Here is a 23,346-nt window from a genome sequence, read left to right as displayed (position 1 = left end):
GAATCATCATTGAACGGGAAAACACTATGGCCAAAGCAGAACAGCGCGTGCAGATGATCAACGGCGCAGGCTTTATCGCGGCATTGGATCAAAGCGGCGGCTCGACCCCGAAAGCTTTGGCGTTGTACGGCGTTGACGCGTCGACCTACAGTTCGGACGCTGAGATGTTCGGTGAAATACAAAAGATGCGCGCGCGGATCATTCTGGCAAATGACTTCACCAAGGACAAAGTCATCGGTGCGATCCTGTTCGAACGCACCCTCGGGGAAGAGATCGAGGGCCGCAAGGTCGCAGATTACCTTTGGTCGGTCAAAGGCATCGTGCCTTTTCTGAAAATCGACAAGGGCCTCGAGGATCAGGCCAACGGCGTTCAGCTGATGAAGCCGATCCCCGGTCTGGCCGACACGCTGGCAAAGGCAGAAGGCGTATTCGGCACCAAGGAACGTTCGGTCATCCACGAGGCTAATGCCGAAGGCATCGCGGCCGTGGTCGCCCAGCAATTCGACGTAGCCCGTGAAGTGACTGAAGCCGGGATGGTTCCAATCGTCGAGCCGGAGGTCAACATTCATTCAGAAACCAAAGCCGAGGCCGAGGAGATTCTGAAAGCTGAAATCCTGAAGAACCTCGACCAGCTGGTCGAAGGGCAGGAGGTCATGCTGAAGCTGACGATCCCGACACAGGCAAACCTGTATGACGAACTGGCCGACCATCCGCGCGTTCTGCGCGTTGTCGCGCTGTCAGGCGGGTATTCGACCGAAGAGGCCTGTAACCTGCTGGGTCAAAACGGCAAAATGATCGCGTCTTTCTCTCGCGCACTGACCGAAGGTCTCTCGAAACAGCAGTCAGACGCCGAATTCAACGCCGCTTTGGGCGGCAATATCGACAAGATTTTCAAAGCCTCTGTCTGATCCTCAGACGGGTTTCGTGAAAGAGCGGCGCAACTGTGCCGCTTTTTTTCTGCTGATACAGCCCTCGGCATGGTCATTGACCAGTCCCATGGCCTGCATGAACGCAAACACCGTCGTGGGGCCAACAAATTTCCAGCCCCGTTTCTTGAGGTCCTTCGACATCGCCACCGACTCGGGCGATGTGGATGCCGATTGCGGGGGCGGCGGGGTTTCCGCCTCATACCGCCAGACATAAGCTGCCAGCGATCCTTCCGACGCCACCAGTTCCTGCGCGCGGCGGGCGTTATTGATCACCGCCTCGATCTTGCCTCGGTGGCGAATGATCGCATCATTTTGCAGCAGACGTTCAACATCAACTTCAGAGAATTCGGCCATCTTGTAGAAATCAAATCCATAAAACGCTTCTCGGAAATTCTCGCGCTTGTTCAGGATCGTGCGCCAGCTAAGACCCGACTGAAAACTTTCCAGGCACAGTTTCTCGAATAACCGCTGATCATCCGAGACCGGAAAGCCCCATTCGTTGTCATGATAGTCAAAGAATTCCGGCGCGGCCTGGCACCAGGAACACCGAGGTTGACCGTCTGGCCCCAATACTGTGTTGCTCATGAATGTACCCCTTTTGTTCCTCGGGGACGTTACACCCAACGACCAAGATTTGACAAGTGTTAAACCTTGTCTTGGTACCAGTTCAGAATAAACACGCGAATAGCCGAGGCCAATCCGGTTTCCGGGTCGCGGTCAACATCAATCTGCGCGGCCAGTGAATTGATTGGCTGATCTTTTTCTTTCGCAATGTCGAGAAATGCCCGCCAGAATTCATCTTCAAGCGAGACAGATGTCCGGTGGCCCTTGAGGGTCAATGAACGTTTTATCGGCCGACCGCTCATTCATCCAGCTCGTGATTGTCAAGGTCACGCTTCTGCTTGTCCTGCTGAAGCCTGACAATTGCTTTCTCGGACTTGGTGCGCCCAAAGGCGACGGCATTCTCATCTGCGCGGGCCTTCTTCTCGGCCCGCGCCTTTTCTTTTCGATACCGGTTCAGGTTGACCGGCTTGCCCATTAGTCTTTCGGGCCGATCATCTGTTCGGGGCGTACAACGGCATCAAAGGTTGCCTCGTCCACAAACCCCAGCGCAATGGCTTCTTCCTTGAGGGTTGTGCCGTTCTTATGCGCGGTCTTGGCGACCGTGGTGGCGTTGTCATAGCCGATGGTCGGGGCCAGCGCCGTCACCAGCATCAGCGATTCCTTCATCAGCTTGTCGATGCGCGGCTCATTGGCCTTGATGCCCAGCAACATCCGCTCGGTAAAGCTGTCGGCGGCGTCGCCCAGCAGCTGGATCGATTGCAACAGGTTGTAGGACATCATCGGGTTATAGACGTTCAGCTCGAAATGGCCCTGACTGCCTGCAAAATTCATCGCGGCGTTGTTGCCCATCACATGCGCAGCAACCTGTGTCAGAGCCTCGGCCTGGGTCGGGTTCACCTTGCCGGGCATGATCGAGGAACCGGGCTCGTTTTCGGGCAGGATCAGTTCGCCAAGCCCCGAACGCGGGCCAGAGCCCAGGAAACGGATGTCGTTGGCGATCTTATAGCAGCTGCCCGCGATGGTCGCCAAAGCCCCGGACATAAAGACCATGGCGTCATGAGCGGCCAGCGCTTCGAACTTGTTTGGCGCAGTCACGAAGGGCAGGCCGGTGATCTGCGCCATATGACCCGCAACAGCTTCGCTCCAACCGTTTTGGGTGTTCAGGCCGGTGCCTACGGCGGTGCCGCCCTGCGCCAGCTCATAGATGCCGGGAAGCGCTGCGTGAACGCGTGCAATCCCCTGACGGATCTGGTGGGCATAACCGCTGAATTCCTGCCCCAGTGTCAGAGGTGTTGCATCCTGTGTATGGGTCCGGCCAATCTTGATGATGTCCTTGAACTCATCAGCCTTCTGCTCAAGACCAGAGGCCAGCTTTTCAAGCCCGGGCAGAAGGACGTCACGAACACTCATCGCCGTGGCAATGTGCATCGCAGTTGGAAAGGTGTCATTCGACGACTGACCCATGTTGCAGTGATCGTTCGGATGCACGGGGTCTTTTGAACCGATGACACCGCCCAGAATTTCGATGGCGCGGTTCGCGATGACCTCGTTCGAGTTCATGTTCGATTGGGTGCCGGAACCCGTCTGCCAGACGACCAGCGGAAAGTTGTCGTCAAACTGGCCGTCGATCACCTCACCCGCAGCCTGAATGATGGCATCGGCAATTCTGGAATCCAGCTTGCCGGTTGCCTTGTTCTCCATCGCGCAGGCTTGCTTGATCACGCCCAGCGCACGCACAATGGCAATGGGTTGTTTTTCCCAACCGATCGGAAAGTTCATGATTGAACGCTGCGTTTGCGCGCCCCAATACTTGTCGGCAGGAACCTCGAGCGGGCCAAAGCTGTCGGATTCGGTGCGGGTCTGAGACATCTGTCACTCCGTCTGGTATGCTGTTGTATGCCGTTTAGCCGCAGCTAAGCCGTGACGCAATCGGCCAGTTGCGCGCACCTTAAACCCAAGGGCGTCAAAGGTATAGGCGCGGGGTGCGTCACTTTTATTGTTATCGTCGGGGAATGTGCCATTGTGCGCGGCCCCCTCTCAGCTACAATAGGTTAGTAGCCGCCTTGGAGGACAAGATGTCGAATTTCCATCGCATTACGCTTGAAAAAGCGATCGTGTTATTTGCTGTCTGTGCTTTGTGGCTGTCCGTTTTGGGCGCATCTGCGCGCGCCGCGGACATTACCCCGTTCCTGGGGGATTATGTGGGCTCGGCAAATGTCGTGGATGCGGACGGAACCTCAACTCCAAGGGATATGAGCGTTTCAATTTTCGAGACCAAAAACGGGTTCAACGTCAGCTGGCAAACCACCACCTACAAGCTAGACGGGCGGGTAAAAGAACAGCAGTTCTCGATTGACTTCGTGCCCTCGGACCGCCCGGATGTGTTCTCGGCCGCGATGAAACGCAATGTGTTCGGTCATGAGGTTCCGCTGGACCCGATGAAAGGTGAACCCTTCGTATGGGGACGTATCGTTGGCGACACACTGACCGTGTTTTCGTTGTTCATCGACGTGGACGGCGGATATGAATTGCAGCAGTTCGACCGAACACTAGCCGAAGACGGGCTGAACCTGTCATTTTCACGCTTCATAGACGGCCAGAAATCCCGATCAGTCGAAACATTTCTGATGAAACGCTGAACCCCGCGCCGGGCGGGGCTCAAAGGCTTATTTGCGGAAGCTGTCCAGCGACACGACATCGGCGTCGTGATGTGCCTCTTCTTCCTCTTCGACCTCGATCAAGTCATCTGCAACATAATCGTCATCATCTTCGTCGTCCGGGCTTTCGAACCGCAGTCCAAATTCCACCGATGGATCGACAAAGGTCTTGATCGCGCCATAAGGAATATAGAGCGGTTCCGGTGCGTCCCCGAAATTGAGAGTAATGGCGAATCCGTTCTCTCCGACTTCGAGGTTTTCAAACCAGTGCTGCATGACGATTGTCATTTCTTCCGGATACCGGTCGCGCAGCCAATCCGCGATGTCCACGCCATCTTCGCGTGTGTCGAAGGTAATGAAAAAGTGATGCGCTCCGGGCAGACCGGATTTCGATACATCCGTCAGCACAGTCTTGATAAGCCCGCGCATGGCGGTGTGCATCAGGTTGCCATAGTCGATGCCTTGCGACATGTGTCATCCTCAAAAGTGGTTAAGCTCAGCATAGGGGTTTTGTTCGGAAACGAAAGGGCAGGTATGATCGGATTGGTCAGATATTATGCGCAGCCAGCCCTGCCAGTGACATCAGAACCAGCACCGTACCGATCCCCAATTTTAGTCTAAATATCAATATTCCAGCAATAAAGGTTAACGCAAGCGCCGGGATATCGAGCGAGGACAGTCGGGGCACGGGTATTGCCGCCGGACCCAAATTCATATCTGGCACCGATTCGAAAAGAACATTCAGGGCAAACCACACGGAAAGGTTGAGAATCACTCCGACAACAGCGGCGGTGATGCCGTGAAGGGCGGCAGACAGGCGGGGACGCGTGGCCAAACGGTCAAGATAGGGGGCCGTCAGGAAAATCCACAAAAAGCAGGGCACGAACGTTGCCCATAGTGCGACAGCGCCCGCAGCAAGCGCCAGTGAGAATCCACCGTTGATCTGCCCCGCCAGCATGGCGACAAACTGTGTAACCAGTATCAATGGTCCGGGGGTGGTTTCCGCCAGCCCCAATCCGTCGATCATCTGGTCTGCACTGATCCAGTGGTACCGATCCACAACGGTTTGCGACATATAGGCCAGAACGGCATAGGCACCACCAAAGGTCACAACGGCCAGACGGGCAAAGAACCACCCCAAATCGCTGAGCAATTGATGCCCGCTGAGTGTCAACGCAACAAGCGGCCCCAGCCAAAGCGGCAACCAGATCGCTATCGTCCGGGCCGAGCGGGCAAGGTGCGGCGTGTCCTGAGCCGTGGCTGCCTCAGTGGGTCCTTGATGACGCAAATACCCCCACAGGGCCGCGATCAGAATGATCAGCGGGAAGGGCAGGTTGAACAGAAAGATCGACAGAAACGACAGGCCCGCGATGACACGATGTTCCATATCCGTCAGCGCCTTACCTGACAGCTTGCGCAGGGCTTGCAGGACGATCACGATGACGGTCGCCTTGATGCCGGTAAATGCGGATTGCACCAGTGGAACGTCGCCAAATGCTGAATAAAGCGCGACTAGAAAAGCAATGACAAACGCCCCCGGCAAAACGAACAGGCTGCCCGCAATCAGCCCGCCCACGACACCGCGCAAGCGCCAGCCTGCATAGGTTGCCAATTGCATTGCCTCTGGACCGGGCAGCAACATGCACAAGGAAAGCGCGCGCAGATAGGTCTGTTCATCCAGCCAGGGCCTGCGCTCGACCAGTTCTTGATGCATCAGCGAGATCTGGGCGGCGGGGCCGCCAAATGACAACAGGCCGATCCGTCCGAATACCTTGAAAAGGTCCAGTGCCGAAGGTCTCATGCGCCATGACCCGATGGCCAGTCATGCTTTTCATCAAACCCGTCGCGTGCCCAGCGAAACAGAGCATCATAAAGGTGCAATCCGGCTTCAAGCTGAGCATGATCATCGCGATACTGGCGGGACAAACCGACCGAGAACGCCAGCAACCCAGCGGCTTCCGGGGCCAGATCATGCTGGTCGGTATCTGCAGCGTGAATGATCCGGGCCATACGCTCAAGCGCCTCGGTTCGCAGGTCAAATGCCCGGATCATCGTGTCAAATGTGCAGCCGCTGTCCTGATGCGTCCAAAATGTATTCGGAACGTCAAAGGGGGTGGCACCAAAGTGATCAACGACTCCCTGAACTTCTTCCGACGCGACGAAAAGGAACCGTGCATTGCGATCAACAAACCGGCGGATCAGCCAGGGGCAGGCGATACGGTCAATTTTGGGCCTTTGGCGCGTAACCCACAATGTGCTGCCATTAATGGGCGCCGGCAGAATCGACTGTGGGACCAACGGCGCCTCGCGCTGTTCGTGCCACCCTTCAAACCCGCCTTCCAGATGTTCGGCGTTTTTGCCCTTCCCGCGCAGCCAGGACGCCACCCCCTGACTCAGCTTTTTGCCTTTGTGGCAAATAATTACACAAGGGTCGTTGCCAATCAGACGGCTTATTGCGTCGATTTCCGTGTGCGGGCAGCGAATTGACCCCGGAATCAGCCGCGGATCGTCGCTGAAATCCGCATTGGTGCGTATATCGATCAGACCCGGCGCCTGAGGCGTTCCGATTAACCGGCTCAATTGGGTCAGTGTGATGGCGTTAAGGGCAGCCATAGCATGTCTCCTTTAGTCATTCGGATCCATGCGAAGCTTGGGCTGACGCCTCACGGGGTGTTCGCAAGCTGACCCCCTGAGCCAGTGCTACCGCGCAAGAACATAGGTGGTCAAGTTTGCGGTTTGTACCGTCAGGCCCAGTCGAGCCGCTGACCGGTCATACACACGGGAAGGGTGTCGGCGGGAAACTGGCCCATCTCCTCAAAGAACGAGATGAAATCGAAATGATTATACGCTTCGACCATCTTATTGTCTTTAAACCGGGCCATGACCTGACCGGTCACCTCCAAAGGGGCACCGTTATCGGCCCGGCACGTCTGCACATGCAGGATTGCGGATACCCAATCGCCATTTTCGATGATCTTGGGCAAATCCACCTTGATATCCCCCAAGACATGACGAAACGCCGTTACGAGGTCTCGAAAATCGTCTGCACCCACCTGCATTTCGGGGATCAGCCCCTCGGCCATGGTTTCGGGCGCAAAGAACTGATCGATTGCCTCGGTGTTTCCGTTTTCCCAAACCTCAGAATACCAGGATCTGAGTATCTCTGAATTCGTCATCCCAACGCTCCTGTCCAACTGCGAACACGATGGCAAAAAGGAATGAACAAACTCTGAATCTGCGCAAAGGCGGTATAAATATCAGACATATTGGGGGGAAGTGCAGGTTTCTGTTGCCAGGTACCTGCGAACCCCGCCTTACGCGGCTAGGCGCAAGGGCTTAAGTTTCGGTCTTGTTACTGCTTACGCAGCAACTGCAACCGGAGCACGATTGTCGTTTGCAATTGTACTGTTTTCGCCGGTAACGGTGGCAGACAGCCGAGACAAAGCTTACCCCTTTAGACGTTCGTCGATCCTGTTTCGGCCCCGTGATCCTCAAACGAAGGATTTTGGTGGAGCCGCCGGGTACCGCCCCCGGGTCCGATCCGCTTATTACGAGCGCGTTTATGTCCATAGTCCCGAAGGACACCTCATATATAGGTGAGGAGAGCTGCGGATGCAAACCCGGAATGCACATCTTTGTTAGCTTTAATTACAAAGCGTTACGCGTCCCTGTTGAAGTTGGCGGCGATCAACCATATCGCCAGCACCAGTTCGATTCCACCAAAGGTTGCTGCCTTCACAAAAGGCGGGTTATCCAGCGCCAGTGACAGGAAGCGGCCCAATGCGGCACCCGCATAGACTATGCCCAGCATCGTGTAGGCCATCGGAGCATTCAGCCAGATGACAGCAATGCCCGAGACCACAAACAGCCCTCCGACCGAAGCGCGCAGCTCGCTCAGACCCATGGTGCTGTTGGTGGGTGCCAGATCCAGCGCGTTGGCGGTATGAACTGGCGCCAGAAAGCCGAACAGGCCAAAACCGATTGTCAGCAACGCGGCAATGACATTCAGGGTCGTGATCATCCGGGCCTCATTGAATTGTAATATCAGCACCTGAGGATAGTGTGTTGCGGCCCAAAGGAAAGCGATTAAACCGCCGACCACAGCCCCAAAAGACCAACTAAAACAAGGCTGAGCGCCCAGATGAGTTCAAGGTTGAACCAGCTGCGGGACAGGAAACGCAGCCCCAGCCAACGATAAACAGCGAAGGCCAGAAACCCTCCGACCAGAACCATGGCGGCGGTGTGCAAGGCCGCAACTCCCAGAACCAGCAGACCGTTTGTTGTCATGATTTTGGAGATCGCCTGATGACCGGCATCCAGTTCATCCAGCTGGCACAGACCAAGATAGATCGGAACCAGCATAAGGGCGGCCCCGTGGGCAAGCGCCACCAGAAACGACCACAGCGCCAGTTTGCTGGGCGGTATGCGCGACAGAAAACGGGGATGACGGCGGGTGATCGCAATGTATAGCCCCATCGCGATGACAATCAACGCAGCCCCGATGCGGATTTCCTTTTGATAATCGACCAGAACGGCCATCAGCGCAAAGGGCAGAAGGACACCCAGCATGGCAACGAAATGCCCACCGGCCAAGGCCGCCAGTGCGCGCCACAGGGCGGATTGGCGCTGCTCCATCAGGGCCGAGGAAACCGCCAGCGGCCAGCCCATCCCGGGGTTCAGCCCGTGATACGCGCCGCTCAGAACAACGGCCAGCCAAAGGCCAGCCGTTGATGTCATCAGGGTTTCCAATTCAGACCGAGGGGTAACAGAAACTGTCGGTTGAACAATCTCCGCCCTCCAGCCGGATTTGGTGGCTGCGATATCCTTTGGGGAAATCGACCCAGAATTTCGGGTCCAAAACCAGCCCGCCATTCTCGCCCACATCCGCCTTGACCATGGCCGCACCGCCTTCTTCGGGATAGAACTGATCGTCCCACGTGGAATAAAGCGAATTGGTCCAATAGACGCGTTTACCATCGCGGCTGATCTCGACCATTTGCGGCCCATAGCCAAAAGTCTGACCGTTCGGATGTTTGGTCTTTTTGACAATCCCTCCGATTTCGACCTTCCCGGCAAGGGTCGGGTTCATCGGATCGGACACATCATATTGATGCATCTCGCCGGTGCCCCAGCAGGCGACATAGAGGTATTTGTCATCCAGACTCAGGTCGATATCGGTGACCAGTGGTGGTACGGCGGCAAACCCCTTGAGAAGATCAGGAAGATCATCTGGATCAGCGGGTTGCGGGTCGATGGTGATCGTTTTCTTGGCTTCGAACGTGCCGTCGTCATTGCGCCACCACGTAAAGATTGCGCCTTGAAGGTTGGTGGTATCAACGACAACGCCGCAGAACCCGTGTTGTTTGACCGGGTCATGCGCGGGCCGGATTTCCAACGCCATCTGGTGGTTTTCGCCCAGATCGATGGTCTGAATATTGGTCCGGTTGCGCAGGTTCCAGAAATGGATGCGATGACCGTATTTGTTCGAAAGCAGATCCTCTGCCACCAGCCCGTTTTCAAATTGTGGGGGAAGGCCCCATTCGGAACTGACCATGTAATCGCGTGGCAGATTCCACCAGAAATCATAATGCTTGTCCTGCACGCCGCGCTCGATCTCATAGCGCCCGATGATCTCGAAGCTTTCACAATCCATGATGAAAATACCCGGAGGACCATCCGTGCCGTCCTCGCCGCCGCCGCCCAGCGTGCTGACATAGATGCCTTCCGGCCCGCAATGGATCGTGTGCGGTCGTGAATACCCGGTTTTATCAAAGACTTCCTCGGGTTCGATGATCTTGTGAATCTTCGCCTCAAGCGGGTTCTTTACATCGATGATGTATATCCGGCTGGAACGGATACCGGGGATGATCAGATAGCGACGTTCCAGAAACGCATGACCGCTGAGCGGTGACAGCGATGAGGAACAGGCATTCCAACCGAAATGGTGAAACTCGTCGCCTTTTTCGGGCATGATCACCTGATGCACGATCTTCCCGAAATCGGCCGAGGATGGATTGACATTCACAACTGCCAGCCCGTCAGGTTGCGAAAAGTCGGGGCTGAGCATCAGCGTGAAAGCAAGCGTTTCAGCAGGGCCTTCCATTGCCAGCTTGGCTGACGGATAAAAGGTTGGGTCCGGTCTTTTGTTCATAACGTCCTCCCGTAAATCATTGTCATTCAATTCTTATTGAGAGTTCCGGTCTTGACGCCGGATGACATTCTGCCTGCTCGTACCTTTGCCTTTGAAAGTTTGTTTCCGTTTAAGCCCTCAGGCCGGTTTCCGTTTGCGTTCGGCCACATCGTGGGCCAGTTGCTGTGTGTAATGTTCCAGATCGACCAGCGCGGCGTCGACGGTATCTGCGTCTCTGGCCTCAAGCGCGTCTGCAATTCTGGTGTGCAATGCGATGATTTCTTCGCGCGAACGTGCCGTGAAGGTAATCATGTTCATCAAAGGCTGCATCGCCTCGACCGCGCCAGCCAGTTGATAGGACAGGACCGGGTTGTCGGCCCCGTCCACCAGGGCCCTGTGGAACGTGACGTCTGAGGCACAAAATGCCTCATCCGTCAGGCCGGGCTGGGACTGGCGAAAAATTTCCGCCCGCATCGTGGCAAGCTGATCCGCCGTTCGTCTTTGGGCAGACAGGGGGGCACAGGCGCGCTCCAGCGCATAGCGGGCCTCGCAGGCCGTATCAAAGCTGACCGCGTTCATCGACAGCAGCAGGGTCGAGGTTGTGATCTGCTGCGAATAGGCATCTTCGAAACTCAGGCGGTTCACGAACGCACCTCCGGTAGCGCCACGCTGCGTGCGGATCAGGGACTGCGCCGCCAGTCGTTTCAAAGCCTCACGCACCGTTGGGCGCGAGACCTGAAATTGCTCGGAAAGTTCCGCTTCCGAGGGCAGGCGCGCATCCACGATCAACTCGCCTGAAACAATCGCGTCCCGGATGGCTTGCGCAATCTGGGCAGACAGGTCGGCGGTTTTCCGAGGTGCGGTTTTCATGTTCAGAAGACCCTGAGCAAATTTTTATTTGTCTGACATTTAAAAGTCTGACATTTGAAAAGCAAGAGAGTTGAGTCGGGAGGCCGAAGTGAGTCGTACTTGGCTGCGCAGCGGAATGTGGCTGGGCTTTTATGTCCTGATCCTGTGGGCATGGTGGGTCATGTTCGCGATGGGCCGCGACATGGACCTTGACCTGATTGGTCGTCCGGGGCCCATGGGGCAGGCGATGGCTGCGATGGACCCGCGCATGGATATGTACATGCCGATGGCCGAGTTTGGCACGCTGTTCTGGATGTGGGCGATCATGATGGCGGCCATGATGCTGCCGACACTTGTGCCAACCCTGCGCAGCTATGACGACCTGATCCACGGTGCCAATGGCACCCGTGCCGGTTGGCTGGGTGTACTTGCAGGGTATTCGTTGGTTTGGGTCGGGTTTGCGGCTGTGATCGCGGGAACGCAGCGGGCCCTGCTGTTTGGTGGCGTGATTGATATGCTGGGCATTGCCAGGTCCGGCTGGGTTGCGGGCGGGTTGATGATCGTAGTTGGCGCGTTTCAGTTCTCGCGCGCCAAAGAGGTCTGCCATGGTGTGTGCCACGCCCCTATGGCCTATTTCCTAGGCCATTGGAGAACCGGATTTGCGGGCGGTGTTCGCATGGGGCTGGGCCTTGGTGCCTTCTGCGTCGGATGCTGCTGGGGTTTCATGGCGCTTGGTTTTGTGGGCGGTGTCATGAGCCTTTTGTGGATGGGTCTTGCGACCCTATTCATGGTTTTGGAGAAACTTCCCCAGATCGGGCACGCCGTGACCCGACCGGTGGGAATTGTATTGATTGCGGGCGGTCTTGTCCTGCTCGTTTACCCTATTAACTACGGAGGATAAGCCGATGGCAAAGAACAGAAAACCAGATGCCGACCGGTTGCCTGTCAGCCAGCGTATCGACAGCCGGGTGCCTAATCCGAAACGGCGCGAGATGAGCCCGACGGACTGGGCCATCAAGGGTGAGTTGATCCTGAACTGCTCGTGTGATGTGTTCTGTCCCTGCGTCGTTTCACTGGGCGCGCACCCTCCGACCGAAGGGCATTGTCATGCCTGGATGGGTATTGTCGTTGATGAGGGCCATTACGAGGGCGAGGACCTGTCGGGTCTGAATGTCGGCCTTCTGGTCGATATTCCCGGCCGGATGGGCGAAGGCCAGTGGAAAGTGGCGGCTTACGTAGATGAGCGCGCCAGCGGCAAAGCCTATAACGGGCTGCTGCAAATCTTCAGCGGGCAGGCGGGCGGTACCACCGGTCTGTTCACCATGCTCGTCAGCGAAATCATCGGGGCCGAACGGGCACCGGTTCAGATCGAGCGTGACGGCACCAAGCGCCGCATCATGATCGGCCGCAAGATTCAGGGTGAGATCGAGATGCTGGCGGGCAAAGACCCCGAACATCCCGTGATGGTTTCAAACTCCAAATACTGGATGGGTCCTGACATCATCGTGGCGCGCGGCACCAAGTCGAAAGTGCGCGACTACGGGCGCGTTTGGGATTTTGGCGGCAAGTCCGCTGAAATCTGTCCGATCGATTGGCACGGGCCCAAGTGATGATCACAGGCGCGCTTGCGCAAGAGATGGCGCGGTAAAATCACTGGCAAAACTCGCAGTTGGCCGAGTTTCTGCAATAGTTGTCGCATCAGAAACTGACTGTTGATTGGGCCAATCAAAAGGTGCTTAGTCGTAAAAGAGGTCGACATCACAATGTCTTACGAAAACTGTGTCATCCATATCTTCAACCATCAGACCCACCACCGGGATCAATTGCACAAAATGCTGACCGAAGTTGGTTCGCAAACGCCCGTCAGCGACATCGTCTTTATGCCCAAGGAGGTTTGAATGCCGCAGATTTCCGCCTCTCGCCGCTTGCGGCGCACACCGTTTTCAGAAGGGGTCGAGGCCGCAGGGGTCAAGGGATACACGGTTTACAACCGCATGCTGTTACCCACGGTCTTCGACAGCATCGAAGCCGATTACCGGCATCTGAAATCCCATGTGCAGGTCTGGGATGTCGCATGCGAGCGGCAGATCGAGCTGCGCGGACCGGACGCCGCGCGCTTGATGCAGATGCTGACCCCGCGCGATTTACGGGGGATGTTGCCGGGGCAATGTTTCTATGTCCCCATCGTGGACGAAACCGGAGGCATGCTGAATGACCCGGTTGCGGTAAAACTGTCCGAAGACCGCTGGTGGATTTCAATCGCTGACAGCGACCTGTTGTTGTGGGTCAAGGGAATCGCCGTTGGATATCGTCTGGATGTGCTGGTGGACGAACCGGATGTGTCACCTCTTGCTGTTCAGGGTCCCAAAGCCGACGACCTGATGGCGCGTGTCTTTGGCGACCGGGTGCGCGACATCCGGTTCTTCAAATTCGATATGTTCCAGTTTGAAGGTCGCGATCTGGCTGTGGCGCGATCGGGCTATTCCAAACAAGGCGGGTTCGAGATTTATGTGGAAGGCAGCGATATCGGCATGCCCCTGTGGAACGCCCTGTTTGCAGCAGGGGAAGATTTGCAGGTGCGCGCCGGATGCCCGAACGTGATCGAACGGATTGAAGGCGGCCTTTTGTCTTATGGCAATGACATGACCGACGACAACACCCCGCATGAGTGCGGTTTGGGCAAGTTCTGCAACACACATACCGCGATTGGCTGTATCGGTCGGGACGCGTTGCTGCGTGTGGCCAAGGAAGGGCCTGTTCAGCAAATCCGCCCCGTCGCCATTGCCGGCGATCCTGTACCGGGCTGCGACCGCCCATGGGGCCTTTACGCGGACGGCAAGCGTGTGGGGCAGGTGACCTCGGCCGCGTGGTCACCCGATTTCAACACCAACGTCGCCATTGGCATGGTACGCCTGAGCCATTGGGATGCGGGAACGGAGCTGGACGTAGAAACACCAGATGGAATGCGCCGCGCGACCGTGCAGCCGCATTTCTGGATTTAAAGGGGGGTTTTGGGGGCGCTGCCCCCGTCGCTGCGCGACTCCCCCGGGATATTTGGGGCCAGGTGAAGCAACGGGCCGGTTACAGAAACACGAAAGGAATTGAGAGATGTTCAATGCACTTGTGATGGACAAGGACGAAGAAAGCGGTTTGGCGAGCGCGTCGGTCAGGCAACTCACGCTGGATGATCTGCCGCATGGCGACGTCACGGTCGCGGTTGAATATTCCACAGTGAACTACAAGGACGGTCTGTGTCTGTCCCCCAAGGGGGGCGGTTTGGTGCGGGCGTATCCGCATGTCCCCGGAATTGATTATGCCGGTACTGTCGAGGCATCGACCGATGCGCGTTACAAGCCGGGTGACAAGGTTGTTCTGACCGGGTGGCGGGTAGGCGAGGCGCATTGGGGTGGTTATTCGCAGAAAGCCAGTGCCAAAGCGGACTGGCTTGTGCCTCTGCCGGATGGGCTTGATACCCGGCAGGCGATGGCTGTTGGTACCGCCGGGTTTACCGCGATGCTGGCCGTGATGGCGTTGGAGGATCACGGGCTGACCCCCGATCGCGGCCCGGTTCTGGTAACCGGGGCGGCCGGTGGTGTCGGGTCGGTGGCCACTGCCATTCTGGGTCATCTCGGCTATCAGGTGGCTGCCGTGACCGGGCGACCCGAAACCGGAGATTATCTGAAATCGCTGGGTGCAACGACAATAGTGCCCCGTGATGAGCTGAATGAGACAACCAAGCGCCCGCTGGAAAGTGAAACCTGGGCAGGCTGCGTGGATGCTGTGGGCGGTGCGATGCTGGCGCGTGTGCTTGGGCAAATGAAATACGGCTGCTCGGTCGCGGCCGTGGGTCTGGCGGGCGGTGCGGCGTTGCCTGCAACGGTGATTCCCTTCCTGCTGCGCGGTGTGAATCTTTTGGGCATCGACAGTGTCATGCAGCCCTATGAAAACCGGGTTCGTGCCTGGAAAAGGATCGCCACCGACCTGCCCATGGACAAGCTCGAGTCGATGGTTCAACCGGCGGCCTTGTCTGATCTTCCGCAACTGGGTGCCGATATCCTGAAAGGGCAGGTCAAAGGGCGCGTTGTTGTCGATGTGAATGCCTGAGCGCAGATGACAGCCTAAACCCGATACGATGCCGTGTCGGGTTTTGCGAAGGCGCGTTTGGTACAAAATGATCGCAACACCTCTGGCCATTGGTACAAAACCGCCTCATGATTGCTATACATCCCAAATGTGATGGCGTAAGACCCATCCAAAGAGTACCTGAATACGGGGAGTGAGCAGCATGTCTGACGACTTCGAACTGGACACCGATGACCTGAAACGCCGCATGGATGGCGCAATGGCCAATCTGAGAACCGAATTTGCCTCGCTGAGAACCGGGCGCGCCTCGGCTTCGATGCTTGAGCCTATTATGGTAGACGCTTACGGCTCGACGACACCGATCAACCAGGTGGGCACCGTCAACGTCCCAGAGCCGCGCATGGTCACTATAAATGTGTGGGATAAGTCATTGGTAGGAAAGGTTGAAAAGGCCATTCGCGAAAGCGGATTGGGCATCAACCCGCAGCTGAACGGCACAATCATAATGCTGCCGATTCCCGAGTTGAACGAAGAGCGTCGCCGTGAACTGGGCAAGGTCGCTGGCCAATATGCGGAAAGCGCCCGGATCGCGATCCGCAATGTGCGCCGGGACGGCATGGATCAGATCAAGAAGGCAAAAGCGGACGGTATGTCTGAAGACGACCAGAAGCTGTGGGAAAGCGAAGTGCAGGATCTGACGGATGCGATGATCAAGGCTGTAGATGCGGCGCTTGAAACCAAGCAAACTGAAATCATGCAGGTCTGATCTGGTCTGATGCCGAAAGATCCCCAAACCGATCCGGTCTGCGGCCCGCGCCATGTCGCTATCATCATGGATGGCAATGGCCGCTGGGCGCAGGCGCGTGGTCGCCCCAGGCTGTTTGGGCACCATGCCGGTGCGCGGCGTGTTCGCGAGGTTGTCGAGGCCTGTCCACATCTGGGGATCAAGTACCTGACTGTGTTTGCATTCTCGACCGAGAACTGGAAGCGAACGCAGGTTGAGGTGGCCGGGTTGATGAGCCTGTTTCGGCGCTACATCATCAAGGAGACACGGACCCTGGCAGATAATGGCATCCGGGTTCGGTTCATAGGTGATCGGGTAAGGTTGGATTCAAAACTGATCGAATTGATGGATTCACTGGAAGAAGAAACCAAGGACAACGACCTTGTTCATCTGACGGTCGCCCTGAATTATGGCGGTCGGGACGAGGTAGCGCGCGCCACCAAACGTCTCGCGCGGGATGTGGCCGACGGGCAGCTTAAACCCGAGGATGTGGATGAAGAAACGTTGCCTAAGTATCTGGATACACGCGTTCTTCCGGATCCCGACCTTGTCATTCGAACCAGTGGCGAAGCACGGATTTCAAATTTTCTGCTGTGGCAGTCCGCCTATTCCGAGTATGAATTTATAGATACGTTGTGGCCGGATTTCACCGCGGCAGAACTCGAAAGGCTATGTCGCAACTATGGGGCCAGAGAGCGCCGGTACGGGGCGGTTCTGGCATGAGTGATGGCCGGTGGTCTGATCTGACGAGCCGGGTCCTTTCTGCCGCCGTTCTGGTTGCGATAGGGGCCATCGAAGTCTGGCTTGGCGGTCTCTGGTTCGAGGTCTTCATTGCAGCTGCTTGTGGCCTGATGACCTGGGAACTGGTCCGGATGATTGACCCTGAAAGCCAGGGTGTGGCCGTGCAGTTGGGCGTTCTGACTGCGTTTGCCGTTATCCTCAGCTACCACCTGCCGGCGCTATACACGCTCCCTGTCGTGCTTGCGCCAGCTTTGGTGGGTATGGGACAGATCGGTCGTTCGAAAACCTTATACGGCTTGTTCGCGGTCTGGATTGTTGCGGCTGGTCTGGGATTCATTTCCATTCGCGAAAACTCGGGATTTGGCTGGATGGTCTGGCTGATAGCGGTGGTGGTGGCCACGGATGTGGCGGGCTATTTTGTGGGCAAAATGGTCGGAGGGCCCAAGTTCTGGCCAAAGGTCAGCCCCAAGAAAACATGGTCTGGAACGGCAGGCGGATGGGCTGCCGCGGCCTGTGTCGGTATCGCCTTCGCAAGCCACGCGGGTTTCGGATTTGCCTTTGTTGTTGTTTCCGTTTTCGCATCAATGGCCAGCCAGGCGGGTGACATAATCGAAAGCGCGATCAAACGTAAGTTCGGGGTCAAGGACAGTTCGAACCTGATCCCCGGCCATGGCGGCTTTCTGGATAGATTCGACGGCATGATGGGGGCTGCGGTGTTTGTTCTGATCGCAGGGCTTCTGTACACGCCGGGTGAGATGTAATGCGACGGATTTCCGTTCTTGGCGCCACGGGTTCGATCGGGCAAAACACGCTTGATCTGATTTCGCGTAATCCCGAAGGCTATGATGTGGTGGCGCTTACCGGCGGTGCGAATATTCAACAACTTGCCGATGACGCTCGTCGGTTGCGCGCCGATCTGGCTGTCACGGCACACGAAGACAGGTTGGAGGACCTGCGCGTCGCCTTGGCAGGCAGTGGGGTCGAAGTGGCGGCCGGGCCGCACGCAATTGCCGAGGCTGCCGCGCGTCCGGCGGATTGGGTCATGTCAGCAATCGTTGGGGCAGCGGGCCTTGCGCCTGGGATCGAAGCCCTGAAACAAGGGACGACACTGGCCTTGGCCAACAAGGAAACACTGGTCTGCGCCGGATCACTGGTTCTGGAAACTGCCAAAAACCATGACGCGCGTTTGCTTCCGGTCGACAGTGAGCATTCTGCCGTGTTTCAGGCGCTGGTTGGCGAAGATATCAAAACGGTCGAACGCGTGATTATCACCGCAAGTGGCGGAGCGTTCCGCGACTGGCCGCTGAAGGATCTGGCAAACGCCACCGTCGAACAAGCGTCCAGCCATCCGAATTGGGATATGGGACAGCGGATCACAATCGACAGTGCCTCGATGTTCAACAAGGCGTTGGAAGTAATAGAAACAAAAGAATATTTCGGAGTATCTCCGGATCAAATCGAAGTTTTGGTTCATCCTGAATCCATTGTCCATGCAATGGTCGGGTTTCGAGATGGCGCAATGATGGCACATATGGGCGCCCCCGATATGCGCCATGCCATAGGGTATGCGTTGCACTGGCCGGAAAGGCAGAAGCTGCCGGTTCAGCGGCTGGACCTGGCAAAGCTGGCTCAGCTGCGCTTTAACGAACCGGATCTCACACGCTATCCAGCCCTAAAACTTGCTTGGGACGTAATGGAGCGCGGTGGGCTGGCCGGCGCGGTATTCAATGCCGCCAAGGAACGCGCGCTGGATCACTTCATTGCGCGCCGGATCGGCTTTCTTGATATGGCGGACACCGTTTCTGCCGTATTGGACAGGTTTGACGCAACGGGTGGCCTTATTGATGCCCCGATGACACTTGATAACGTACAGCAAACCGACCATCTGGCACGTCAGTGGGTCGATAACACTGTGATGGAACGAGCAGGATAGAATTTTGGACGTACTTTCCCTGATCCCGCAATTCGGCAATCTGCTGTGGACGATTGTTGCCTTTGTTATTGCGCTGTCGGTCATTGTGGCCGTGCATGAATATGGCCACTACATTGTGGGCAGGTGGTCGGGTATCCATGCCGAAGTCTTCTCGCTCGGGTTCGGGCCGGTGCTCTGGAGCCGCAAGGATAAGCGCGGAACCAAGTGGCAGATCGCAGCATTGCCTTTTGGTGGATATGTAAAGTTTCTGGGCGATGCCAATGCGGCCTCGGGCAAGGATGAAGAGGCGATGGAAGACATCGCGACCCAAAGTCCTGAGGAGTTGCGCCGCACCATGCACGGCGCCCCGCTATGGGCACGGGCAGCAACTGTCGCGGCTGGCCCGGTCTTTAATTTCGCCATGTCCATTCTGGTTTTTGGCCTGATCTTCTGGTCACAGGGCGTTTCGCGTGAACCCCTGACCGTTGGCGCGTTGCAGCCTTTGCCAGGCACCGTGCAGGAATTGCGCGAGGGAGATGTGATTACGGCTATCGCCGGTCGTCCGACACCGGACTATGACGAAGAAGTCGCATGGAAGGAATTCATCGACCAACTGCCTGTTCAACCGGTTCTGGATTATTCCGTGATCCGCGATGGCCACCCCCTTGAGGTTCAGGCCCCCTGGATGCTTCCGCCGCTGATCCGTCAGGTTGCCCCGCGCAGCGCGGCTATGGATATCCAACTGAAGCAAGGGGATGTCATCACCTCGGTCAATGGTGAACCGATCTTTGCCTTCGAACAGCTAAAGGATCATGTCGAAGGATCGGACGGCCGCGTCTTGCTGCTTGAAGTCTGGCGGGATGGGTCCGAGTTGGAATTTGCCCTAGCGCCCCGGCGCACGGATGAACCGCAGCCTGATGGTGGTTTTGTCACCCATTGGCGCATCGGAATCGTCGGTGGCATGATGCTGGAGCCTGCTACGGTACCGGCTGGTCTTTTCGATTCCCTAAAGGGCGGTGTCATCCAGACAGGCCGCATCATCGAAGGGTCCTTGTCCGGCATGTGGCACATGGTGACGGGCGCAATCAGCACCTGCAACATCTCGGGGCCAATCGGAATTGCCGAAACCTCGGGGGCGATGGCCAGCCAGGGGGCGCAGAACTTTATCTTCTTCATTGCTGTCCTTTCGACGGCCGTAGGCTTGTTGAACCTGTTTCCCATTCCGGCGCTGGATGGCGGGCATCTGATTTTCTACGCCTACGAGGCCATTGCCGGGAAACCACCCAGCGACCGGGCGTTGCGCATACTCATGGGCATTGGAATTGCGATCATTCTGACGCTGATGCTGTTTTCGGTCAGCAACGACCTGTTCTGCTGAATGTGGCGGCTGGAGCAAATTCCGGCCGCATTCCCGCCATATTTCAGCGCTACAGTATTCCCGTCAAAAGGGAACAGTCATGTCCAAAACGCTGAAAAAATCGTATCAAAGCTTTAGCTTCCTGTTCATGTTGAATTGGGACGTTATGCTGAGCTTTGCCGTTACAGCGTTGGCAATGGCTGGGGCCGCCTATCTGGCGGGAATGTGATTCTCGGGAAAATCGTAGGTCTGTTGTCCCGTGGCTGTCTGCCTGACTGCTTCGATATCGCCTTTTGACAAGCTCATTCAATCCCGTTACTCAGCATTAAAGTCTCAAAATTCTGGGTAGAGCATAAAATGACTGACAGGCGAGACGCAGGCACATCCTGCGGGGGGCATAAGCCGATAAACAATATTTTGTGGCAGGCGCTAACGGTTTTTTTCCTTTTTGTTGCGGTAAGCTTACTGGCGTTTCCACATGCGGCATCGGCGCAAAGCTACACGATCAACTCGTTTGATGTTGAGGGGAATCGCCGGATCGAAACCGGGACAATCATCGCTCGTACCGGAATCGAACCGGGCCAGACCGTAACGGCCGGACAGCTTAACGATGCCTATCAGCGTTTGCTTGACAGTGGTGTATTTGAAACAGTCGAACTGACACCGCGCGGCACGACTCTGGTCATTCAGGTTCAGGAATACCCAACGATCAACCAGATCAGCATTGAAGGGAATGCTCGCGTCAAAGACGACGTTCTTCTGGACGTGATCTCGTCGCAACCACGCCGGGTTTTTACGCCTCAGGCTGCCGAAGCGGATGCTGACACGATCGCCGAAGTGTATTCGGCCCAGGGTCGTGTCGCGGCAACTGTCATTCCTCGCATCATCCGTCGCAGCGACAACCGGGTCGATCTGGTCTTTGAAGTGGCAGAAGGCACGACCATTGAGGTCGAGCGCGTCAGCTTTGTCGGCAACCGCGCCTTTTCGGACCGGAGGCTGCGCCGGGTACTGGAAACCAAACAGGCAACGTTTCTGCGGACATTCTTCCGCAACGACACGTTTATCGGCGACCGCATCGAATTCGACAAACAAGTCATTCGCGATTTCTACCTGTCGCGGGGCTATATCGATTTCCGTGTGAACAGCGCCAACGTCGAATTTACCCGCGAACGGGATGCCTTCTTTCTGGTGATGAACGTCACCGAAGGCCAAAAATTCTCGTTTGGAAAGATAACGACGGTTAGCGAAATCGCCGGTGTCGATGCGGCGCCGTATCAGGATGCGCTGAAAATCAAACCTGGCGTGACCTATACGCCGACGCTGGTGGAAAACTCGATCGCGCGGCAAGAGCGCCTTGGGTTGAAGCAGGGCGTTGATTTCCTGCGTGTTGAACCGCGTGTGACGCGCAATGACCGAGATCTTACCCTGGACGTCGAATTTGTTCTGACGAAGGGTCCGCGTATTTTTGTTGAGCGGATCGATATCGAGGGCAACACCACCACGCTGGACCGTGTGATCCGTCGTCAATTCGACACCGTCGAAGGTGACCCGTTCAACCCGCGTGAAATCCGTCAGGCCGCGGAACGCATCAATGCGCTTGGGTTCTTTGCGGTTGCGGAAGTTGAGCCTCGGGAAGGGTCGTCACCCAGCCAGGTCATTCTGGATGTGGATGTCGAAGAACAGCCTACCGGCTCTCTGAGCCTTGGCGGCAGCTACTCGGTCACAGACGGCTTCGGGATTGCAATCGGCCTGAACGAGGCGAACTTCCTGGGACGCGGTCAGAATCTTGGTGTGTCCATCTCGACAGCACAGGATTCAGAACAATACACGATTAACTTTACCGAGCCCTATTTGCTGGGCCGAAAGCTGCGTTTCGACCTTGGACTGGGTCTGTCGGCAACCAATTCCGGCTTTGCGAGTTACGACACGAGCTCGTTGTTTTTCACACCTCAACTGACCTATGCAATCGGCGAACTATCTGCTCTTCGGTTGCGCTATGATTGGGACCGCAGCGAGATGACCCAGCAGAGCGATCAGGTCAGCGGTGCGGTGATTGCGTCTGAGATTGCGCAGGGGAAACGGACATCCAGCTCGCTGGGACTGTCATACATCTATGACAGCCGGATCGGTGGTCTGGACCCGAATTCAGGCGTTCTGTTCGAGGTTGGCGTCGACGCGGCGGGTCTTGGTGGCGATAACAAATACTTCAAAACCACCGCTCGCGGGATCGCCCAAACACGGGTCTGGAACGAAGAAGTCGTTCTGCGTGCAACACTGGAACTGGGTGCGTTTAATTGGACTGGCGATGGTTTCAGCCGCGCTGTTGACCGCTTTGTTTTGGGGCCTCGTACCTTCCGCGGGTTTGAACCGGCCGGTATTGGCCCGCGTGATTTGTCCAATGGCCAGGATGATGCAATCGGTGGCAACTATTACTGGGTCGCGCGTTTTGAAACCGATTTCCCCTTGGGTCTGCCCGAGGAGCTGGGCCTGCGGGGCGGTCTGTTCTATGATGTTGGAAACCTATACAACATCAACGATGTGAACACCGCAGGGGCAAATATCGTTGGTGCAGACGGGTCCATTCGTCACGTAATCGGCATCTCGGTCCTGTGGGAAACACCGTTTGGACCTTTGCAGTTCAACTTCTCGAAGGCTCTGAAAAAGGAAACGTTCGACAAGGAACAGAACTTTGACCTGACCATTCAGGCACGGTTCTGATCTGCGATGACGAACAGGTTCTTTACCTTGATACAGGGCCCGCTTTGGGCCCTGTGTGCATTTTTGATGCTGTTTCAGGCCCCTTCGGCTGAAGCACAGCAACTGGGTGTTCCGCAAGCCAGCGTGGTCACATTGTCCGGCGAGCAGCTGTTCAAGAATTCGGCATTCGGGCAGCGTGTTTTGCGCGAGATCGAAAAAGAAAGCGCGATGCTTGCGGAAGAAAATGAACGGATCGTCGCGGAACTCAGCCGCGAGGAAAAAGACCTGACTGAAAAGCGTGCAACCATGCCAGCCGAAGAGTTTCGACCTCTGGCCGAAGCGTTCGATGTCAAGGTGCAGTCCCACCGTGATGGGCAAAGAGCAAAGCTTGACGCGTTGGCGCGTCGCAGCGAAGAGGCGCAACAGACGTTCTTTGAAATAGTTCGTCCGATCCTTGTTGATTTGCTGCGCGACTTTGGGGCCAGCGTGATCATCGAACGTTCCAATGTCGTTGTAAGCACGTCAGATATCACAGAAGCTGCGATAACCCGTGTAAACACGGCAATTGGCGATGGCAGCGGGCTGCAAAAAGACAAGAGCGAATAGGTTCGCTTGCCCTTACGAGGCTGTATTGCTAACCACG

The 23,346-nt window shown here is 56.6% G+C and carries 27 protein-coding genes and 1 other RNA gene; 15 read left to right on the top strand and 13 right to left on the bottom strand.

The genetic code is table 11. The features are described from left to right. Positions 1 to 26 precede the first annotated feature (26 nt). Complete coding sequence (locus tag ACR0ID_RS03310; RefSeq protein WP_480603698.1) at positions 27 to 908, top strand: fructose bisphosphate aldolase; 882 nt, start codon at positions 27 to 29, stop codon at positions 906 to 908. Positions 909 to 911: 3 nt separating this feature from the next. Here ACR0ID_RS03310 and ACR0ID_RS03305 read toward each other — a convergent pair whose 3' ends face one another. Genes ACR0ID_RS03305 through fumC form a run of 4 tightly spaced genes read right to left on the bottom strand, consistent with a single transcriptional unit; the run spans position 912 to position 3,362 of the window. After that, positions 912 to 1,514, bottom strand: a complete 603-nt coding sequence (locus ACR0ID_RS03305; protein ID WP_480603695.1) for a DNA-3-methyladenine glycosylase I — start codon at positions 1,512 to 1,514, stop codon at positions 912 to 914. 59 nt (positions 1,515 to 1,573) lie between these two features. Continuing rightward, positions 1,574 to 1,795: a ribbon-helix-helix domain-containing protein gene (locus tag ACR0ID_RS03300; RefSeq protein ID WP_480603692.1), complete on the bottom strand. Its 222-nt coding sequence runs from the start codon at positions 1,793 to 1,795 to the stop codon at positions 1,574 to 1,576. Next, positions 1,792 to 1,968, bottom strand: coding sequence for a DUF4169 family protein (locus ACR0ID_RS03295; protein ID WP_480516943.1), 177 nt, complete (start codon positions 1,966 to 1,968; stop codon positions 1,792 to 1,794). Before ACR0ID_RS03295 ends, ACR0ID_RS03300 begins: the two co-directional genes overlap by 4 nt. Next, a complete protein-coding gene (gene fumC / locus ACR0ID_RS03290; RefSeq protein ID WP_480603689.1) occupies positions 1,968 to 3,362 on the bottom strand; it encodes a class II fumarate hydratase in 1,395 nt (464 codons plus the stop codon). The genes ACR0ID_RS03295 and fumC overlap by 1 nt, the downstream gene beginning before the upstream one ends. A 206-nt stretch (positions 3,363 to 3,568) precedes the next feature. Between fumC and ACR0ID_RS03285 the strand changes: the two genes are divergently transcribed. Further along, the gene (locus ACR0ID_RS03285; RefSeq protein WP_480472633.1) at positions 3,569 to 4,132 is read left to right on the top strand and encodes a hypothetical protein; all 564 of its coding nucleotides are present in this window, start codon (positions 3,569 to 3,571) and stop codon (positions 4,130 to 4,132) included. A gap of 27 nt (positions 4,133 to 4,159) precedes the next feature. Here the strand turns inward: ACR0ID_RS03285 and ACR0ID_RS03280 are convergent, their stop codons facing one another. The 9 genes from ACR0ID_RS03280 to ACR0ID_RS03240 all read right to left on the bottom strand — a co-directional run bounded on the left by ACR0ID_RS03280 (position 4,160) and on the right by ACR0ID_RS03240 (position 11,150). After that, the gene (locus tag ACR0ID_RS03280) at positions 4,160 to 4,621 is read right to left on the bottom strand and encodes an SspB family protein (RefSeq protein ID WP_480472635.1); all 462 of its coding nucleotides are present in this window, start codon (positions 4,619 to 4,621) and stop codon (positions 4,160 to 4,162) included. Between the two features lie 76 nt (positions 4,622 to 4,697). Continuing rightward, entirely contained in the window at positions 4,698 to 5,951 is a 1,254-nt protein-coding gene (gene chrA / locus ACR0ID_RS03275) for a chromate efflux transporter (RefSeq protein ID WP_480603687.1), read from the bottom strand. Beyond that, entirely contained in the window at positions 5,948 to 6,763 is an 816-nt protein-coding gene (locus ACR0ID_RS03270; protein WP_480603683.1) for a chromate resistance protein ChrB domain-containing protein, read from the bottom strand. The genes chrA and ACR0ID_RS03270 overlap by 4 nt, the downstream gene beginning before the upstream one ends. A gap of 131 nt (positions 6,764 to 6,894) precedes the next feature. Next, on the bottom strand, positions 6,895 to 7,326 hold the full coding sequence (locus ACR0ID_RS03265; RefSeq protein WP_267364373.1) for an ester cyclase: 432 nt from the start codon (positions 7,324 to 7,326) through the stop codon (positions 6,895 to 6,897). 99 nt (positions 7,327 to 7,425) lie between these two features. Beyond that, positions 7,426 to 7,772: a transfer-messenger RNA gene (gene ssrA / locus ACR0ID_RS03260) on the bottom strand. A gap of 36 nt (positions 7,773 to 7,808) precedes the next feature. Further along, entirely contained in the window at positions 7,809 to 8,171 is a 363-nt protein-coding gene (locus ACR0ID_RS03255; protein WP_480505264.1) for a DUF4345 family protein, read from the bottom strand. Between the two features lie 65 nt (positions 8,172 to 8,236). Then, entirely contained in the window at positions 8,237 to 8,887 is a 651-nt protein-coding gene (locus ACR0ID_RS03250; protein ID WP_480603679.1) for a hypothetical protein, read from the bottom strand. 13 nt (positions 8,888 to 8,900) lie between these two features. Beyond that, the gene (locus tag ACR0ID_RS03245; RefSeq protein ID WP_480603678.1) at positions 8,901 to 10,301 is read right to left on the bottom strand and encodes a selenium-binding protein SBP56-related protein; all 1,401 of its coding nucleotides are present in this window, start codon (positions 10,299 to 10,301) and stop codon (positions 8,901 to 8,903) included. Between the two features lie 117 nt (positions 10,302 to 10,418). Further along, positions 10,419 to 11,150: a FadR/GntR family transcriptional regulator gene (locus tag ACR0ID_RS03240; RefSeq protein ID WP_480472647.1), complete on the bottom strand. Its 732-nt coding sequence runs from the start codon at positions 11,148 to 11,150 to the stop codon at positions 10,419 to 10,421. Positions 11,151 to 11,265: 115 nt separating this feature from the next. Between ACR0ID_RS03240 and ACR0ID_RS03235 the strand changes: the two genes are divergently transcribed. From ACR0ID_RS03235 to ACR0ID_RS03175, 13 genes are all read left to right on the top strand, one after another. After that, the gene (locus ACR0ID_RS03235) at positions 11,266 to 12,030 is read left to right on the top strand and encodes a DUF2182 domain-containing protein (RefSeq protein WP_480603883.1); all 765 of its coding nucleotides are present in this window, start codon (positions 11,266 to 11,268) and stop codon (positions 12,028 to 12,030) included. 4 nt (positions 12,031 to 12,034) lie between these two features. After that, a complete protein-coding gene (locus tag ACR0ID_RS03230; protein WP_480603677.1) occupies positions 12,035 to 12,739 on the top strand; it encodes a DUF1326 domain-containing protein in 705 nt (234 codons plus the stop codon). 153 nt (positions 12,740 to 12,892) lie between these two features. Then, complete coding sequence (locus tag ACR0ID_RS03225) at positions 12,893 to 13,027, top strand: DinB family protein (RefSeq protein ID WP_480472651.1); 135 nt, start codon at positions 12,893 to 12,895, stop codon at positions 13,025 to 13,027. Next, positions 13,028 to 14,131: a dimethylsulfoniopropionate demethylase gene (locus tag ACR0ID_RS03220; RefSeq protein ID WP_480516953.1), complete on the top strand. Its 1,104-nt coding sequence runs from the start codon at positions 13,028 to 13,030 to the stop codon at positions 14,129 to 14,131. It abuts the gene before it with no gap. A 106-nt stretch (positions 14,132 to 14,237) separates the two neighbouring features. After that, positions 14,238 to 15,233 carry an acryloyl-CoA reductase gene (gene acuI, locus ACR0ID_RS03215; protein WP_480485701.1) on the top strand — a complete coding sequence of 332 codons (996 nt, stop codon included), beginning with the start codon at positions 14,238 to 14,240 and terminating at the stop codon, positions 15,231 to 15,233. Positions 15,234 to 15,414: 181 nt separating this feature from the next. Beyond that, entirely contained in the window at positions 15,415 to 15,978 is a 564-nt protein-coding gene (gene frr, locus ACR0ID_RS03210) for a ribosome recycling factor (RefSeq protein ID WP_480472657.1), read from the top strand. 9 nt (positions 15,979 to 15,987) lie between these two features. Next, positions 15,988 to 16,719 carry an isoprenyl transferase gene (locus tag ACR0ID_RS03205; RefSeq protein WP_480553445.1) on the top strand — a complete coding sequence of 244 codons (732 nt, stop codon included), beginning with the start codon at positions 15,988 to 15,990 and terminating at the stop codon, positions 16,717 to 16,719. Further along, positions 16,716 to 17,498, top strand: a complete 783-nt coding sequence (locus ACR0ID_RS03200; protein WP_480545597.1) for a phosphatidate cytidylyltransferase — start codon at positions 16,716 to 16,718, stop codon at positions 17,496 to 17,498. Before ACR0ID_RS03205 ends, ACR0ID_RS03200 begins: the two co-directional genes overlap by 4 nt. After that, the gene (gene dxr / locus ACR0ID_RS03195) at positions 17,498 to 18,670 is read left to right on the top strand and encodes a 1-deoxy-D-xylulose-5-phosphate reductoisomerase (RefSeq protein WP_480603673.1); all 1,173 of its coding nucleotides are present in this window, start codon (positions 17,498 to 17,500) and stop codon (positions 18,668 to 18,670) included. Before ACR0ID_RS03200 ends, dxr begins: the two co-directional genes overlap by 1 nt. A gap of 4 nt (positions 18,671 to 18,674) precedes the next feature. Further along, positions 18,675 to 20,027 carry an RIP metalloprotease RseP gene (gene rseP / locus ACR0ID_RS03190; RefSeq protein WP_480472665.1) on the top strand — a complete coding sequence of 451 codons (1,353 nt, stop codon included), beginning with the start codon at positions 18,675 to 18,677 and terminating at the stop codon, positions 20,025 to 20,027. A 79-nt stretch (positions 20,028 to 20,106) separates the two neighbouring features. Further along, the gene (locus ACR0ID_RS03185; protein ID WP_267364732.1) at positions 20,107 to 20,235 is read left to right on the top strand and encodes a hypothetical protein; all 129 of its coding nucleotides are present in this window, start codon (positions 20,107 to 20,109) and stop codon (positions 20,233 to 20,235) included. Between the two features lie 128 nt (positions 20,236 to 20,363). Continuing rightward, on the top strand, positions 20,364 to 22,724 hold the full coding sequence (gene bamA / locus ACR0ID_RS03180; protein ID WP_480603671.1) for an outer membrane protein assembly factor BamA: 2,361 nt from the start codon (positions 20,364 to 20,366) through the stop codon (positions 22,722 to 22,724). A 6-nt stretch (positions 22,725 to 22,730) separates the two neighbouring features. Next, entirely contained in the window at positions 22,731 to 23,309 is a 579-nt protein-coding gene (locus tag ACR0ID_RS03175) for an OmpH/Skp family outer membrane protein (protein ID WP_480493217.1), read from the top strand. Positions 23,310 to 23,346 lie beyond the last annotated feature (37 nt).

The sequence above is a fragment of the Ruegeria sp. AL2 genome, assembly GCF_056540845.1.
The sequence above is the reverse complement of the archived record's forward strand: the minus strand, read 5'-3'. Positions and strand labels throughout refer to the sequence as shown.

What these genes read in the sequence shown, in the direction of transcription:
- ACR0ID_RS03310 (WP_480603698.1), top strand. Translation starts at nt 27, where the DNA reads ATGGCCAAAGCAGAACAGCGCGTGCAGATGATCAACGGCGCAGGCTTT.
- ACR0ID_RS03305 (WP_480603695.1), bottom strand. Translation starts at nt 1,514, where the DNA reads ATGAGCAACACAGTATTGGGGCCAGACGGTCAACCTCGGTGTTCCTGG.
- ACR0ID_RS03300 (WP_480603692.1), bottom strand. Translation starts at nt 1,795, where the DNA reads ATGAGCGGTCGGCCGATAAAACGTTCATTGACCCTCAAGGGCCACCGG.
- ACR0ID_RS03295 (WP_480516943.1), bottom strand. Translation starts at nt 1,968, where the DNA reads ATGGGCAAGCCGGTCAACCTGAACCGGTATCGAAAAGAAAAGGCGCGG.
- fumC (WP_480603689.1), bottom strand. Translation starts at nt 3,362, where the DNA reads ATGTCTCAGACCCGCACCGAATCCGACAGCTTTGGCCCGCTCGAGGTT.
- ACR0ID_RS03285 (WP_480472633.1), top strand. Translation starts at nt 3,569, where the DNA reads ATGTCGAATTTCCATCGCATTACGCTTGAAAAAGCGATCGTGTTATTT.
- ACR0ID_RS03280 (WP_480472635.1), bottom strand. Translation starts at nt 4,621, where the DNA reads ATGTCGCAAGGCATCGACTATGGCAACCTGATGCACACCGCCATGCGC.
- chrA (WP_480603687.1), bottom strand. Translation starts at nt 5,951, where the DNA reads ATGAGACCTTCGGCACTGGACCTTTTCAAGGTATTCGGACGGATCGGC.
- ACR0ID_RS03270 (WP_480603683.1), bottom strand. Translation starts at nt 6,763, where the DNA reads ATGGCTGCCCTTAACGCCATCACACTGACCCAATTGAGCCGGTTAATC.
- ACR0ID_RS03265 (WP_267364373.1), bottom strand. Translation starts at nt 7,326, where the DNA reads ATGACGAATTCAGAGATACTCAGATCCTGGTATTCTGAGGTTTGGGAA.
- ACR0ID_RS03255 (WP_480505264.1), bottom strand. Translation starts at nt 8,171, where the DNA reads ATGATCACGACCCTGAATGTCATTGCCGCGTTGCTGACAATCGGTTTT.
- ACR0ID_RS03250 (WP_480603679.1), bottom strand. Translation starts at nt 8,887, where the DNA reads ATGACATCAACGGCTGGCCTTTGGCTGGCCGTTGTTCTGAGCGGCGCG.
- ACR0ID_RS03245 (WP_480603678.1), bottom strand. Translation starts at nt 10,301, where the DNA reads ATGAACAAAAGACCGGACCCAACCTTTTATCCGTCAGCCAAGCTGGCA.
- ACR0ID_RS03240 (WP_480472647.1), bottom strand. Translation starts at nt 11,150, where the DNA reads ATGAAAACCGCACCTCGGAAAACCGCCGACCTGTCTGCCCAGATTGCG.
- ACR0ID_RS03235 (WP_480603883.1), top strand. Translation starts at nt 11,266, where the DNA reads ATGTGGCTGGGCTTTTATGTCCTGATCCTGTGGGCATGGTGGGTCATG.
- ACR0ID_RS03230 (WP_480603677.1), top strand. Translation starts at nt 12,035, where the DNA reads ATGGCAAAGAACAGAAAACCAGATGCCGACCGGTTGCCTGTCAGCCAG.
- ACR0ID_RS03225 (WP_480472651.1), top strand. Translation starts at nt 12,893, where the DNA reads ATGTCTTACGAAAACTGTGTCATCCATATCTTCAACCATCAGACCCAC.
- ACR0ID_RS03220 (WP_480516953.1), top strand. Translation starts at nt 13,028, where the DNA reads ATGCCGCAGATTTCCGCCTCTCGCCGCTTGCGGCGCACACCGTTTTCA.
- acuI (WP_480485701.1), top strand. Translation starts at nt 14,238, where the DNA reads ATGTTCAATGCACTTGTGATGGACAAGGACGAAGAAAGCGGTTTGGCG.
- frr (WP_480472657.1), top strand. Translation starts at nt 15,415, where the DNA reads ATGTCTGACGACTTCGAACTGGACACCGATGACCTGAAACGCCGCATG.
- ACR0ID_RS03205 (WP_480553445.1), top strand. Translation starts at nt 15,988, where the DNA reads ATGCCGAAAGATCCCCAAACCGATCCGGTCTGCGGCCCGCGCCATGTC.
- ACR0ID_RS03200 (WP_480545597.1), top strand. Translation starts at nt 16,716, where the DNA reads ATGAGTGATGGCCGGTGGTCTGATCTGACGAGCCGGGTCCTTTCTGCC.
- dxr (WP_480603673.1), top strand. Translation starts at nt 17,498, where the DNA reads ATGCGACGGATTTCCGTTCTTGGCGCCACGGGTTCGATCGGGCAAAAC.
- ACR0ID_RS03185 (WP_267364732.1), top strand. Translation starts at nt 20,107, where the DNA reads ATGTCCAAAACGCTGAAAAAATCGTATCAAAGCTTTAGCTTCCTGTTC.
- bamA (WP_480603671.1), top strand. Translation starts at nt 20,364, where the DNA reads ATGACTGACAGGCGAGACGCAGGCACATCCTGCGGGGGGCATAAGCCG.
- ACR0ID_RS03175 (WP_480493217.1), top strand. Translation starts at nt 22,731, where the DNA reads ATGACGAACAGGTTCTTTACCTTGATACAGGGCCCGCTTTGGGCCCTG.